12 protein-coding genes are annotated in these 13,107 nt (G+C 43.9%); 1 reads left to right on the top strand and 11 read right to left on the bottom strand.

Features of this window, described 5'->3' with window-relative positions:
• Positions 1 to 9: 9 nt before the first annotated feature.
• Positions 10 to 1,557, bottom strand: coding sequence for an L-glutamate gamma-semialdehyde dehydrogenase (gene pruA, locus ACFRAK_RS02840; RefSeq protein ID WP_387600822.1), 1,548 nt, complete (start codon positions 1,555 to 1,557; stop codon positions 10 to 12).
• Between the two features lie 382 nt (positions 1,558 to 1,939).
• Between pruA and ACFRAK_RS02835 the strand changes: the two genes are divergently transcribed.
• Positions 1,940 to 3,352 carry a sigma-54 interaction domain-containing protein gene (locus tag ACFRAK_RS02835; RefSeq protein ID WP_387600819.1) on the top strand — a complete coding sequence of 471 codons (1,413 nt, stop codon included), beginning with the start codon at positions 1,940 to 1,942 and terminating at the stop codon, positions 3,350 to 3,352.
• A gap of 76 nt (positions 3,353 to 3,428) precedes the next feature.
• Here the strand turns inward: ACFRAK_RS02835 and ACFRAK_RS02830 are convergent, their stop codons facing one another.
• From ACFRAK_RS02830 to nikA, 10 genes are all read right to left on the bottom strand, one after another.
• A complete protein-coding gene (locus tag ACFRAK_RS02830) occupies positions 3,429 to 4,115 on the bottom strand; it encodes an FMN-dependent NADH-azoreductase (protein ID WP_387706256.1) in 687 nt (228 codons plus the stop codon).
• A gap of 29 nt (positions 4,116 to 4,144) precedes the next feature.
• Positions 4,145 to 4,993: a VOC family protein gene (locus ACFRAK_RS02825; protein ID WP_387600813.1), complete on the bottom strand. Its 849-nt coding sequence runs from the start codon at positions 4,991 to 4,993 to the stop codon at positions 4,145 to 4,147.
• Positions 4,994 to 4,997: 4 nt separating this feature from the next.
• Positions 4,998 to 5,402, bottom strand: a complete 405-nt coding sequence (locus ACFRAK_RS02820) for a DoxX family protein (protein ID WP_387600810.1) — start codon at positions 5,400 to 5,402, stop codon at positions 4,998 to 5,000.
• Positions 5,403 to 5,538: 136 nt separating this feature from the next.
• On the bottom strand, positions 5,539 to 6,357 hold the full coding sequence (locus ACFRAK_RS02815) for a nicotianamine synthase family protein (protein WP_387600806.1): 819 nt from the start codon (positions 6,355 to 6,357) through the stop codon (positions 5,539 to 5,541).
• Positions 6,335 to 7,672 (bottom strand): MATE family efflux transporter, encoded by a 1,338-nt coding sequence (locus ACFRAK_RS02810; protein WP_394571269.1) that lies wholly within the window; start codon positions 7,670 to 7,672, stop codon positions 6,335 to 6,337. Before ACFRAK_RS02810 ends, ACFRAK_RS02815 begins: the two co-directional genes overlap by 23 nt.
• Positions 7,673 to 7,749: 77 nt before the next feature.
• Positions 7,750 to 8,514: an ABC transporter ATP-binding protein gene (locus ACFRAK_RS02805; RefSeq protein ID WP_394571267.1), complete on the bottom strand. Its 765-nt coding sequence runs from the start codon at positions 8,512 to 8,514 to the stop codon at positions 7,750 to 7,752.
• Positions 8,511 to 9,308 (bottom strand): ABC transporter ATP-binding protein, encoded by a 798-nt coding sequence (locus ACFRAK_RS02800; protein ID WP_387600797.1) that lies wholly within the window; start codon positions 9,306 to 9,308, stop codon positions 8,511 to 8,513. Before ACFRAK_RS02800 ends, ACFRAK_RS02805 begins: the two co-directional genes overlap by 4 nt.
• Positions 9,305 to 10,144, bottom strand: coding sequence for a nickel transporter permease (gene nikC / locus ACFRAK_RS02795; protein ID WP_387600793.1), 840 nt, complete (start codon positions 10,142 to 10,144; stop codon positions 9,305 to 9,307). Before nikC ends, ACFRAK_RS02800 begins: the two co-directional genes overlap by 4 nt.
• A complete protein-coding gene (gene nikB / locus ACFRAK_RS02790; protein ID WP_394571266.1) occupies positions 10,135 to 11,088 on the bottom strand; it encodes a nickel ABC transporter permease in 954 nt (317 codons plus the stop codon). Before nikB ends, nikC begins: the two co-directional genes overlap by 10 nt.
• Positions 11,089 to 12,618, bottom strand: a complete 1,530-nt coding sequence (gene nikA / locus ACFRAK_RS02785; protein WP_394571265.1) for a nickel ABC transporter substrate-binding protein — start codon at positions 12,616 to 12,618, stop codon at positions 11,089 to 11,091. It lies immediately after the preceding gene.
• Positions 12,619 to 13,107 lie beyond the last annotated feature (489 nt).

The raw sequence follows: 13,107 nt of genomic DNA, 5'->3' as shown, positions 1-13,107 counted from the left end.
CCCTAAAATTTATAGCGTTTCAGATGTTGTTTTTCCTTGAAGGTGAAGAGCTAAATAATCAGGACCGCCCGCTTTTGAATCTGTACCTGACATATTGAATCCGCCAAATGGCTGGTATCCTACAATGGCACCAGTACAGCCGCGATTGAAGTACAAGTTACCTACGTGGAAATCCTCACGCGCTTGTTCGATATGTTCGATGTTGTTCGAGATGACAGCACCCGTTAATCCATAATCCGTGTTATTGGCAATCTCGATTGCATGATTGAAATCTTTTGCCTTACAGAATGCAACCACCGGTCCGAAAATCTCTTCTTTCATGACACGTGCGTTTTCATCCACATCGGCAATGATAGTTGGCTGGATGAAGAAACCTTTTGAATTGTCTCCTTCTCCCCCTGCAACAATTTTCCCTTCTTCTTTACCGATTTCAACGTAGCTCATGACTTTGTCGTAAGCGGCTTGATCGATGACCGGACCCATGAAGTTGCTTACATCCGTTGGTTCCCCAATTGTTTTTTCTTTCGTTAATTCAATGGCACGATTCAAGACTTGGTCATATACATCTTCCACTATTACGGCACGTGAACAAGCAGAACATTTTTGACCGGAGAATCCGAATGCAGAAGCGACGATTGATTGTGCCGCCAATTCCAGGTCTGCCTCTTTATCAACAACGATCGTATCTTTACCGCCCATTTCAGCGATGACACGTTTTAACCAGATTTGGCCTTCCTGAACTTTTGCAGCACGCTCATAAATGCGGATTCCAACATCACGAGATCCAGTAAAGCTGATGAAACGTGTACGAGGATGATCTACCAAATAATCGCCCACTTCGGCACCGCTTCCTGGAATGAAGTTCACGACTCCAGCAGGCAAGCCCGCTTCTTCCAATACTTCGATGAATTTAGCTGCAATGACCGGTGTTGTACTGGCCGGTTTCAATAAGACTGTATTTCCTGAAACAAGAGCAGCCGTCGTCATGCCTGCCATGATCGCAAACGGGAAGTTCCAAGGTGAGATGATGACACCGACACCAAGTGGAATATAATTGAAAGCATTATGTTCAATCGGACGGCTTTCCACTGGCATGCCGTCTTTAAGCTTCAGCATTTGACGTGCATAGTATTCCATGAAGTCGATTGCTTCCGCTGTATCTGCATCCGCCTCATTCCAAGGCTTCCCTGCTTCTTTAACCAATAGTGCCGAGAAATAGTGTTTTCTTCTCCGAACGGTGGCTGCAGCCCTGAATAAAATATTCGCACGCACTTCCGCGTTCGTTTTTCTCCAAGTTTGGAATGTCTTATCTGCCGCTTGCATCGCTTGCTCGGCAAGATCCTTATTCGCCTTGGATACGGTTCCGATAACTTCTTCTTTATTTGCCGGGTTTACAGAGGTAATGACTTCATCAGTAAACACTTTTTCACCATTAATGATCAGCGGATATTTCTTCCCTAAATCATTAGCTACATCATTCAATGCCGCTTGAAAAGCTTTATTGTTTTCTTCGATTTTAAAATTAGTAAATGGTTCGTGTTTATATGGTTGGACCATTATGTCTCATCTCCCTAAAGTTTATGTTTTTACTTCTCGCTTATTAATTAAGCAAGTTCCGTGCCAACTTTTAATTTTTTTGAAAAAATAATGTTTTTTCTTTAAAAATGCAATGAAATTCAGCACTTTTAGGGCAAAACTGACATAGTATGCCATTATTTTTTGCTCTAAACCCTAATTTTGTCGCTTAAACCTTACACTTTTTATTAATGCAAAATTCATGCCAACTAGAAAAACCATAAAAAACAGCGTTTTTTCACTTTTTCCGCAAAATATTTTTGCACTTCAATGCAAAATATTCTTGCTGTGCAAATTTTATTTGCGCCTTTGCTTCAATTCCTCTACAATAGCTCTAAGAAAAGAAGAAAAACGGGAGGCATTCATGCATTTAGATCAAATCATTAAAATAGAAGGTTTCCAAACCATCCTCCACTCACTGGTGGACGTAATCGATATCGGGTTACATATAATCGATATAAAAGGGCGGACCATTATATATAACAAGAAAATGGCTGAAATAGAAGGCATGGATTCGGAAGAGGTATTAGGGAAAAAGATTCACGAGATCTTTAAATTCAAGGAAGAAACGGAGAGCACATTAATACGGGCGCTTCATTCTGGAAGGAAAACCGAAAACTCGAAGCAGACCTACTTCAATAATCTCGGACAGGAAATTACAACAATCAATAATACATTTCCGATTTTGGACCAGAATCAAAATATCATCGGAGCCATTGAAGTGGCAAAGGATATAACGAATCTTGAAAGAATCATTAAAGATAATATCCTGAATAAAGGCGATACGAAATATACGTTTGACAGTATCATCGGAACGAGTGAGAATTTCTTGGAAGTCATTGAAAAAAGCAAGCGTTCGACCAGGACGGCATCCTCCATCCTCATTGTCGGGGAGACGGGAACGGGAAAAGAACTCTTTGCCCAAAGCATCCATAATGGCAGCAGCCGTTCGACACATCCTTTCATCAGCCAAAACTGTGCTGCCCTGCCAGATAGTCTTATTGAAGGAATTCTTTTTGGGACGAAGAAAGGGGCCTTCACCGGATCGATTGAAAGGCCAGGTTTATTCGAACAGGCACAAGGGGGGACCATCCTTCTTGATGAAATCAATTCCTTAAATCCGAATATGCAGGCGAAATTATTAAGGGCCCTTCAAGAAAGGACGATTCGCCGCGTTGGGGATACAAAAGATAAAAAAATTGACGTACGGGTCATAGCAACGATAAATGAAGATCCAATAGATGCCATTGCAAATGATCATTTACGAAAGGATTTATATTATCGATTAAGTGTCGTTTCGTTATTCATCCCTCCTCTTCGTGAACGGAAAGAGGATATTCCCTTGCTGGCGCAATCCTTCATCGAGAAATTCAATGCGCTGTTCGAATTGAATATTGAAGGGATCAGTGAAGAAGTCTACTCGCTTTTTTATGATTACGACTGGCCCGGGAACGTAAGGGAACTCGAACATATCATTGAGGGGGCCATGAATTTAATGGAACCTGGCGATACAAAGATTGCCATCACCCACCTTCCGACTCTATTTAGGAAGAAAGCCCATTTGGAAGACATTCATCCCGAAAGTAAAGAGAATCATGCAAATGGAGATATACAGGAGTCGACCTTATCACTTGATGATTATATTGCCAATACTGAAAAGCAATATTTGGAGAAAATCTTGAAAGAACATGGCATGAATATTTCCCAAGCTGCCAAGGCCTTGAATATAAGCCGCCAAAGCCTTCAATACCGCTTGAAAAAGTATCAGGTCAAATAATAACATCATTCCCGCACAAAAAAGGCCCCCATTAATATGGAGGGCCTTCTTTGCCTGCTATTCATTCCACTCGCAATCAGAATGTTTCAGCCGCTTTTGCAACGTTTTCCAAACCATCCGCGATGATTTCTTGTGTCCGGTCCGGATACTGATTATGGCCTTCAATGACCACGACCTCAGGATTGTTGATTCCCCATAGGCCAATTATATTTTTCACTAAATTCACGGCCATTTCAGCAGAAGCCATTCCTTCCAATGCATAATCAGAACCGCGGGCATTCAATAGCATGACTTTCTTATCACCAGCATACCCGACAGGACCTTCCGCCGTATAATTGAACATTTTACCGGCTTGTGCCAAATAGGAAAGGTAGGTGATTAGCGGTGCAGGAACCGTTGAGTTCCATAGAGGGAAAGCGAATACCACTTTATCCATGGCCAGGAATTGATTTAAATATTGGTCAACCAGTTCTGCCGCCTTTTCCTCTTCAGCTGTCAGTTCAAGACCCTGGCTGCGTTTATACAACCCGGTTATCGCCGTATTTCCATAGTACGGAAGTTCTTCTTTAAATAAATCCAGCTCGGTCACTTCATCTGTCAGGTGTGTCTCTTTATATGCTTTTAAGAAGGTGTCATACATTTTCGAGCTGATTGCCTGATCTGCTGGACGATCATTCACTTTAACGAATAATACTTTTGTCATTTCTCCATTCTCCCCTGCCGCGATTTCTTTATTTCCAAATAATTTACTTAAGAATCCCATTATCCTCACCCTTACTTTCTGCTTTTAAATTAGACGACTAAATGAATCTCATTGCCAGATGGATCTGTTACAGCGAAAAATCCTTCTTTTTCCGTTACGGCAGCCCCGATTCCTTGCAGTTGCTCCGTTACTTTGTTTCTCGCATCTTCATCCGCAAAAACAAGAGTATACCAGTTCAGTCCCACACTTTTTTCCTTTGGAGCAGGAGCGCCCACGCCATTCCAAGTGTTCAGCCCGATATGATGATGATATCCGCCGGTTGAAGTAAAGAGCGCTCCTCCATATCGATTCACAACGGTAAACCCAAGACCCTGCATGTAAAACTCCTCCGTTTTACGTAAATCCGCTACATGCAAATGTATATGCCCCATTAAAGTACCTGCTGGGAGTTTGCTCCACTCACCATCGCTTTCTTCCAGAAGGTCATTCCCATCCAACGGATCCGTGCCCATTGCGACTTCCCCACCGGCCCATCTCCAAACAGTGGATGGCCGGTCAGTGTATACTTCAATGCCATTGCCATCCGGATCGGTAATGTACAGCGCTTCACTCACTTCATGATCCGCCGCTCCAAATGGATATTTCGTTTGAAGTAAATGGCGTAAAAAAATCGATAAGTCGGCACGGCTTGGCAGCAAAAGGGCAAAGTGATATAAGCCCGTAGTCCGCCCTTCTTTCGGAATCACATCCGCAGGCTGCTCAAGTGTCAGCAACGGGGTTTTTCCGTCTGTCGTTAAAACAGCCAGCCGGTCGGTTTTCTTCAATACTTGAAGACCGATGATTTCTTGATAAAACAAAATGGCCTTATTCAAATCCAAAACATTTATACTGACTTCGCCAACAAAAGTAATTGGTTTTTGATGAAAGTTTTTATCCATATTATCACTTCCCTTTTTTATTGAAAATCACATGATCCAAAGAAAGAACCGTACGGTTTGCACACACTAGATAGACAGACATGGCCAGCAGCGCCAAGTCCAGTTCATAGCCCGCCGCTTGCCCGTTTCCAAGAAAGCCGGCAGGTAATTTTGCCGTAAAGATCGCCCCCGCCATAATTACCGCAAATAGGACGGCAACGATTCGTGTTCCCAAACCCAGTATAACCGCAATTCCACCGATCAATTCGATTATTGCAACGATGTATGCCATGAAGCCAGGAATGCCAAGACTATCGAAAAATCCAGCCGTATTCCCTATGCCCCCTTGAAACTTTGAAACGCCGTGAATGAAAAAAGTAAGACCTAAAATCACCCTTAAAAAAACTTGACCTGCATCATTTTTATTCATGTATGAATTCTCCTTTTGTTAGTTACTTTATGTAAGTTATTATATTTTAATAAGTTTGTAATGTCAAGTAAGTTTATAGGAATATCTTTTTCCCAAAAGAAAACGAATTGCCGTAGCAACTCGTTCCATGGTGTCACTATTTAAATGTGTAATAAATGGTTGAATTGATGATGAAAGAATCCGCGATCGTTCTTCCGACTTCCTCACATGCCACTTTACTGAACTTTGTCGCATCAACGGGCTCATATAATAGTCGATGAATGCCGTCAACCGACCTTATTGCGACGGTTGCGCCAGGGTTCGTCCGAAATATCCGTTCCAGTATTTCTTCTTTATTGGGAACCAGGCTGGCAATCCATACAAGATCGAACTCCGTGTAGTCATGAAGGGCGCCATCATTCAGGATATAGTCTGAATTCCCTTCGACATCCAGTTCGTGGACAATGCGCCTGCCAAGTGAATGGGCTTGTTCATCTATATCGAGACATGTCATTTTCGCACCCAACTCCCGTTGAAGCAGCAATGGACTTAGTGGCAGAGGACCCGTCCCTACAAATGCGAATGATTGAATATCATTTTTCACCTTTTTCAATTCACTGATCTCCGTTTGAATCAGTTCTTTGTAGTTATCCCAATAAATGAAAGAACGGAAGTCATCCAAGGTGTTCACACTGCCAACAAATAATTTTGCATAATGATTCTCCATCAATGATTCAGCAATCGTCAGCTTTTCAAGCATGGTACCCCGAATCGACCGGATTTCATCATAATTGAGAATTTCTTCTGCCACATGCTGATCCAACGGTTTCGAAATCATCGAAACCAGTTCGGTTAAAACGCGATTGATGATTTCGTTATTTGGTGATAAATCATCTTCTTTTAGTAAAATTTTATAAGTATCCAGATATGTATGAATGATTTTTTCCTTGTTTCTAGACCATTTGATCGTTTTCAAGGCGCACACTCCTATTAGGAAATAATTTTTTGCTTAACCGTGGTATATACAAAGCCAAAAATACCGAGCGTCCTAGGCTGAATATAGTAAAGGCCAGCCATAATGCATGGTTTTGATATGCCGGCACAAAAATATAAAGTGTTATCAAGAAGGCCACCAAGGAATAGATCATCGAGTTACGAATAGGGGCAGCTTCTGTTGCCCCAGTAAAAACCCCGTAGAAAACGATGCCTACACTAGCAGATAGAGGGAATAAAATAAGCCAGATCCCATAAATGTTTGCCAGCTCAATGACACTTGGCATCCGTGTGAAAAGCGATAGGATGATATCACCGCATAAATAGTAACTGACGGCAATCATCAGGGAGAACAGAACACCCCACTGCAACGAAAGGATCAGGGTCTTCTTATATAAGGGCTTATCTCCCGCACCAATCGCTTTTCCCACAAGAATGCTTGAAGCATTTGCGAGCCCGTCAAAGAAGTAAGCCATCAGATAGTGAATTTGGATGAGTACGGCATTCGCCGCCAATATCTCCGTTCCATATGAGGCACCCTTTGCCGTGAAAATATTAAAAACGGCCAACAGGCAAAGCGTCCTGATGAATAAATCCCGATTCACCGACATCATTTTCTTAATGGATGATGGATCGAACATCTCTTTCAAAGGTGGCATTTCCAGTCGATGAGGCGACGCTTTCACAATAATGATCAGTCCAATGAAGAAGGCCGTCACTTCCGAAAAAAGTGTCGCTATCGCCACCCCTTGCACACCCCATGCGAATCCATGAACAAATAGCAAATCCAGTGCAATGTTCATCAGGTTCATGAGCACCTGTAAAACTAGCGAAACCTTGATCTTGGACATCCCCATCAGCCATCCCAATATGACGTAATTCATCAAAGTGAATGGGATCCCCCATATTCGAATGTTGAAGTATTCAGCCGCATATCTTCGGACGTCAGCATCGGGATTCATCAGTGTTAAGGAAACATGTTCAATTGGCCCCTGAAGCAGGATGAAACCTCCCCCTGCAACAATCGCCAGTATAAACGGCCTTAAAAAGGCTAAAATGCCTTGCTTCCAATCGTTTGCCCCAAGTGCTTGTGCAGCGAATCCCGAAGTGCTCACCCGCAAAAAACCAAACAGCCAATACAAGGTATTGAAAATGACCGTACCTATAGCTACGCCGCCCAAATAAACGGGGTTTGGTAACTGACCCACAACAGCGGTGTCCACAGCACCGATCAATGGCGTCGTTATCGTCGATATGGTCAGAGGCATGGCCAAGGCCAAATATGATCGATGGTTCACCTTACTTCCTCCTTAAGAGTCAAACTTCACTTTAATCGAAACCATTACGATTTAAATCTCAAATAAACTCAACCTCATTATTCAAACATCGAAATCAGTTCTTTTGTGTATGAATGGCGATCGCTGCAAAAAAGCTGTTCGTTTTCGAAAGAATCCACAATAGCACCCCCTTTCATCACTATGATCCGTTGGCTCATCTCCTGTACAGCTGAAAGATCATGAGAAATGAAAAGGTAGGAAATGTCCAAAGTCTCCTGCAGCTTCCTTAACAATTTCAGCACCGCTGCTTGTGACAGAACGTCCAGGCTTGAAGTCGGTTCATCCAATATAATGAGGGCCGGTTCAATGCTGATTGCGCGTGCAATGGTCACCCGCTGCTTTTGTCCGCCGCTTAGCTCATGCGGATAACGTTCAGCAAGACTCTTTGGGAGCTCCACAGTTTCCAGCAGCTGTCCGATATAGTTCGCTTCACTTATATACGTAAAATGTTTCATATTGACCTGGCTGCCAAATTGAAGATATGGATCCATCAGTGAATCTTTTATCCTTAGTTTTGGATTCAAGGCCGATGCAGGATTTTGCAAAACGGCTTGGATGTACTTGCGATACGGTTTTAAACTGCGTTCGCTTTTGTTTTGCAGCGCGGTTCCTTCAAATAGGATGCTGCCCTGGTCAAAAGATTCTATCTGAAGGATGAGCCTTGCCAGTGTGCTTTTTCCGCAGCCGCTCTCGCCCACTAACCCGAGGCATTCCTTCCTTTCGATGCTGAAATTCACGTTCCTTAGTATTTCCACTCCGTTATCATAGCTTTTATGGACATTTCGCACTTCTAATAACGTCATCCTGACACCCCTTTAAGTTCAAATGGAATTCTGCTCAATGATGGCGATGATTGAATCAGTTTATTCGTATATGCATGCTGCGGATGATTCAATACCTGATTTTTATCACCGGCCTCAATGATGGCCCCGTCTTTCATGACCGCAATGCGATCCGCATACTTCTTGACATGACGTAAATCATGGGTGATGAACAAGACCGCACATCCGGTTTCTTTTTGGAGCCTCGATAACAGCTGTAAGACCTTAAAGGAAGATACACTGTCCAAGGCTGTGGTCGGTTCATCCGCTATCAAAATATCCGGTTCAAGCAGCAGAGCTAACGAAATGGATACACGCTGAAGCTGCCCACCGCTTAATTGAAAAGGGTATCTGATGTAGATATCTTCATTCAAGCCCACCGATATGAGCGCCTTTACCGCTTGCTGTCTCCTTGCCTTTTTGGAAAGGTTCAAATGTGTTCGCTGATATTCGTCGAAATGTTGGCCGATAGTAAGGAACGGTGTAAATGAACCCTGGTAATCTTGAAAAATATAGGCCAGGCGCTTTCCGCGAATCTTCCTGATTTCAGAGGAAGATAGCGTTAAAAGATTTTTTTCCCCGTACCATATTTCCCCCTTCGCTTGGAGATTGGGTGCAAGCAGCTGACATATGGCCATGGCCGTCATGCTTTTACCGCTCCCGCTTTGTCCGACAAGTGCGGACCACTCACCTTCCTGCACATCTAACGAAAGATCCTTGACGATATGACGTTGCTTTCCCATGATATTTAGCTGCCTCAAGGATAAAATGCTCATGATTCCACCTCCTTTTTCACATCGAATGCATCGCGTAAATAATCACCGAGTATGTTGGATAGAAGGACGACAAATACGATGGCGAGCCCCGGGTAAATCATCAGCAACATATTGGACTGGAAGTATGGACGGGCATCATTCAGCATGGCTCCCCATTCTGGTGCCGGCGGCTGCGCCCCGAGCCCGATATACGATAAAGAAGATATGAGCAAAATGATTTTTCCTAAATCAAGGCTAGCCAATACAAGCACGTTCCCGATAAGGTGCGGAAATAAATGCTTCCGCATAATCCCAAATGAACGTAATCCATTGATTGTAGCAGCTGTGACATAATCCTTCCGACGTTCGGTGATCACCGTACTTCGCACAAGCCGGGCATAATTCACCCATTTCACTAGAACGATCGCCAACAGGAGATTTTCGATTCCTGGTCCTAATAAGCCACTAAGCACAATGGCAACGATCGTATCAGGGAATGCAAGAAATGTATCTGCAATGCGCATGAAGATCCGATCGATCAGACCTCCTTTAAAACCGGCAATCACCCCGAACGGGACGCCGATGATAACGGCGGCAAACAGAGATAAGAGACCGTAGCCAACCGTCAGCTGTGCGCCAAGCAGAAGACGTGTCAATACATCACGCCCTAGATGATCCGTCCCTAGCGGATGTTCCAGGCTCGCCGGCCAAAGCCTTTCTCCCAGATTGACCAGTTCCGGATCATGTTTCAGAACAAGAAAGGTGTATGCCGCAACGGCAAGGACTGTAGCCATCAACGTAAAAAGGACGGTCATTCTCCAGCGCTTTTTGGATTTTTTTTTGATAACTAACTCCATTTTCCATGCTTCCTTTCCTTCAGCCTTAGCTCCGGATTTAAATAGCGATAAGATAAATCCACGGCACTATTAACCATGAATACAATGATGGCCATGACCAACAAGTACCCTTGAATGACTGGATAATCCCGTGACCGAATCGAGTCCACGACCAACTTACCTATGCCTGGATAGGCAAAAATCACTTCGATCACCACTACACCGCCGATCAGGCTGCCGAGGCTGACACCGAATACGGTAATGACCGGGGGCAGGCTATAACGAAATGCATGTGCAAAGAATATCCGCATTTCTGAAATCCCCCTTGATCGGGCAGCCCTGATGAAATCATGACTGAGGGAATCCATCAAACTCGAACGCAGCAAACGGACGTACACACTTGTGATGGCAAGCCCCAACGTGACTGACGGCAGAATCAAAGAACGAAATCCGTCCCTGCCCATTGTTGGAAGGGCCCCCCACCGTACCGCAAATAAATCCATCAAGAGCAGCCCCAACCAAAAGCTAGGAATGGCTGCGCCCAACAAAGAAACGGCGCGGCTAATCTGATCAATCCAGCTTCCCCTGTACAAGGCAGCAAGCGAACCTAATGGAATGGCTATACCAAACATCACAAGCAATGCGCCGACCGCCAGCTCAAGTGTTGCAGGCAGACCGCTCATGATCATCTCCATCACAGGCTGATTCGTCAGATAGGAATTACCGAAATCCAATTGGATAAAATCCGCAAACCAATCGCCATACTGCACTAACAGCGGATCATTGAATCCCAATTCTTCGCGAAGCTTATTGACTTGCTCGTTTGTGATCGACACATCATCCACTTGAAGTATCGAGAGGACCGGGTCCCCTGGAGCAAGCCGAACAAAAAGGAAAGAGATGAATGTAATCACAAGGACAAAAATCACGACCTCAATGAATCGACGGACTAAGATGCGGAACATTCACTTCACATCCAGTTCATTTGTCAGCATGTAGTATTCGCTTCTCGAAGTGATCCAGTTTTTAACTCTATCGGCATCATAAGCAACAAGTGTATTCGGATGTAAAATGAAAGAATTATACACATGTCCATCTACATACATCGCAATATCCTCAGCTAAATCCGAACGCTTATCCTGCTCGACCGTTACATTCAGCTTATCAATCAGGGACGTCAGGTGATCATCATCGGTCCCACTGAAGTTCAAGGCTCCCTTTGGATGATAAGTAGCATTTAAATAATAGCCGGCATCCCCGCGCGGAGCCGTTAAATTGCTGTAGGTCGTTAAATCCCAATCGCGATTGGCCGCCATATACTCTTCAGGGATTTCTATTTGCTTGATTTTCACATCAATCCCCAACTGGCCCGCATCCGATTGAAAAACTTGGGCAATTAACGGCAGGTCGGCACGTGAACTGTATGTAAGAAGTGTAAACGTTAACGGTTTACCGTCCTTTTGCATGACACCATCCACTTTTTTATATCCCGCCTGATCAAGGAACCCTTTAGCAGCTTCCATTCCATTCTCTTTTTTCGGATAGTCCGGAGCAAAAGAGAAAGTGGACGGAAATGGTCCTGTTGCCACTTCTGCATGACCATGTAAAATCGTATCAGCAATGGAAGAACGGTCGATCAAGGCATCTATCGCCTTTCGGACGTGTATGTCCTGCAGTGCTTCACGTTCCAAATTCATCGTCATTTGATGTACGCGGAAAGTGGATGTCGATTCAACCTTCACACCATCTATCGCCTCCAAATTTTCCAGGCTTTCCACTTCTGGACGGAAAACAATATCGGCATCTCCCGATTCAAGGGCGAGGGACCGTGCATTGGCATCTTCATTAAACGAAAACCTGGCTCTCTCAAGCTTTGCGGCTCCATCCCAGTAAGACTCATACCGTATTAAATCAACAGCCGCACCAGGCATGAATTTCGAAACGGCAAATGGCCCTGTTCCTATCGGTTTGTTTATATAGTCACTTTCCTTCACGTCAATAATCGATGTATTAGGATGGACCAATTCAGAAGGAAACTCAGGAAAGGGAACCTCCGTCTTGATGGACAGCGCATTCCCGTCCGCTTCAATCGATTCAATCCGCAAAGCATTCTTGATCGCCGGACTATCCTTCATCGCCCTCTCCAAGGAAGCCTTCACCGCTTTGCCATCCATTTTCTTTCCATTCTGAAAAGTCACACCCTCCCTTAACTCAAAATTCCATAACTGACCATCCTTGCTATCCCAACTTTCCGCCAGCCAAGGTTCGATGGTCAAATCCTCATCATTGAGATGCACCAATGTCTCAGTGATTCCAGCCCTTAGTGACACATAACTAGTATCAACATGCGGATCAAGCGAGCCAGTAGCAAAATTAAAAAGCAAGTTCACTTCCTTCTCCCCTCGCACTTCATCATTCGCAGACTCTGTGGAACAAGCAGCCAAAAGAAAAAATGAAAAACATACTATAAGAATCGATTTACTTTTTCTGAACACGATAGAATTCCTCCATTACCTCAACTATTTTCATCGGCTGCCTAAAATCGTATTGATTACGATTTATATTACAGCTTTGCTTTACTATCATGACAAATCAGGCAATGCATTTCCGAATGCTTATCCGAAATCAAAACTATGTAATGCCTCGGGATTAAACTTAATTCACGAGTATTTGTGCTAATTCACGAGTATTTGCTCCGAATTCACGAGTATTTGTGCTAAACTCACGAGTATTTGCTCCAAACTCACGAGTAAATGACCCAAACTCACGAGTATTGCCCTAAACCCGTGAGAAACGGCTCTAAATCTCGTGCAATAGCCGCAAAATCTTGTGTAAAATCAACCTACTCGTGTTTGAACACCAATTCACGAGTATTTGCTCCGAATTCACGAGTATTTGTGCTAAACTCACGAGTAATCACTCCAAACTCACGAGTAATCACTCCAGTAACTGCGCCAATTTCACGAGTATTGCCCTAAACCCGT

Source organism: Peribacillus sp. NPDC056705, assembly GCF_043656335.1.
Note: the sequence above shows the minus strand (reverse complement) of the source record. Positions and strands in the feature narration are given on the sequence as shown.

Coding starts and splice junctions, on each gene's coding strand:
- nikB (WP_394571266.1), bottom strand. CDS start 11,088: ATGTTCCGCATCTTAGTCCGTCGATTCATTGAGGTCGTGATTTTTGTC.
- ACFRAK_RS02805 (WP_394571267.1), bottom strand. CDS start 8,514: ATGACGTTATTAGAAGTGCGAAATGTCCATAAAAGCTATGATAACGGA.
- ACFRAK_RS02825 (WP_387600813.1), bottom strand. CDS start 4,993: ATGGATAAAAACTTTCATCAAAAACCAATTACTTTTGTTGGCGAAGTC.
- ACFRAK_RS02800 (WP_387600797.1), bottom strand. CDS start 9,308: ATGAGCATTTTATCCTTGAGGCAGCTAAATATCATGGGAAAGCAACGT.
- ACFRAK_RS02830 (WP_387706256.1), bottom strand. CDS start 4,115: ATGGGATTCTTAAGTAAATTATTTGGAAATAAAGAAATCGCGGCAGGG.
- ACFRAK_RS02835 (WP_387600819.1), top strand. CDS start 1,940: ATGCATTTAGATCAAATCATTAAAATAGAAGGTTTCCAAACCATCCTC.
- nikC (WP_387600793.1), bottom strand. CDS start 10,144: ATGGAGTTAGTTATCAAAAAAAAATCCAAAAAGCGCTGGAGAATGACC.
- pruA (WP_387600822.1), bottom strand. CDS start 1,557: ATGGTCCAACCATATAAACACGAACCATTTACTAATTTTAAAATCGAA.
- ACFRAK_RS02820 (WP_387600810.1), bottom strand. CDS start 5,402: ATGAATAAAAATGATGCAGGTCAAGTTTTTTTAAGGGTGATTTTAGGT.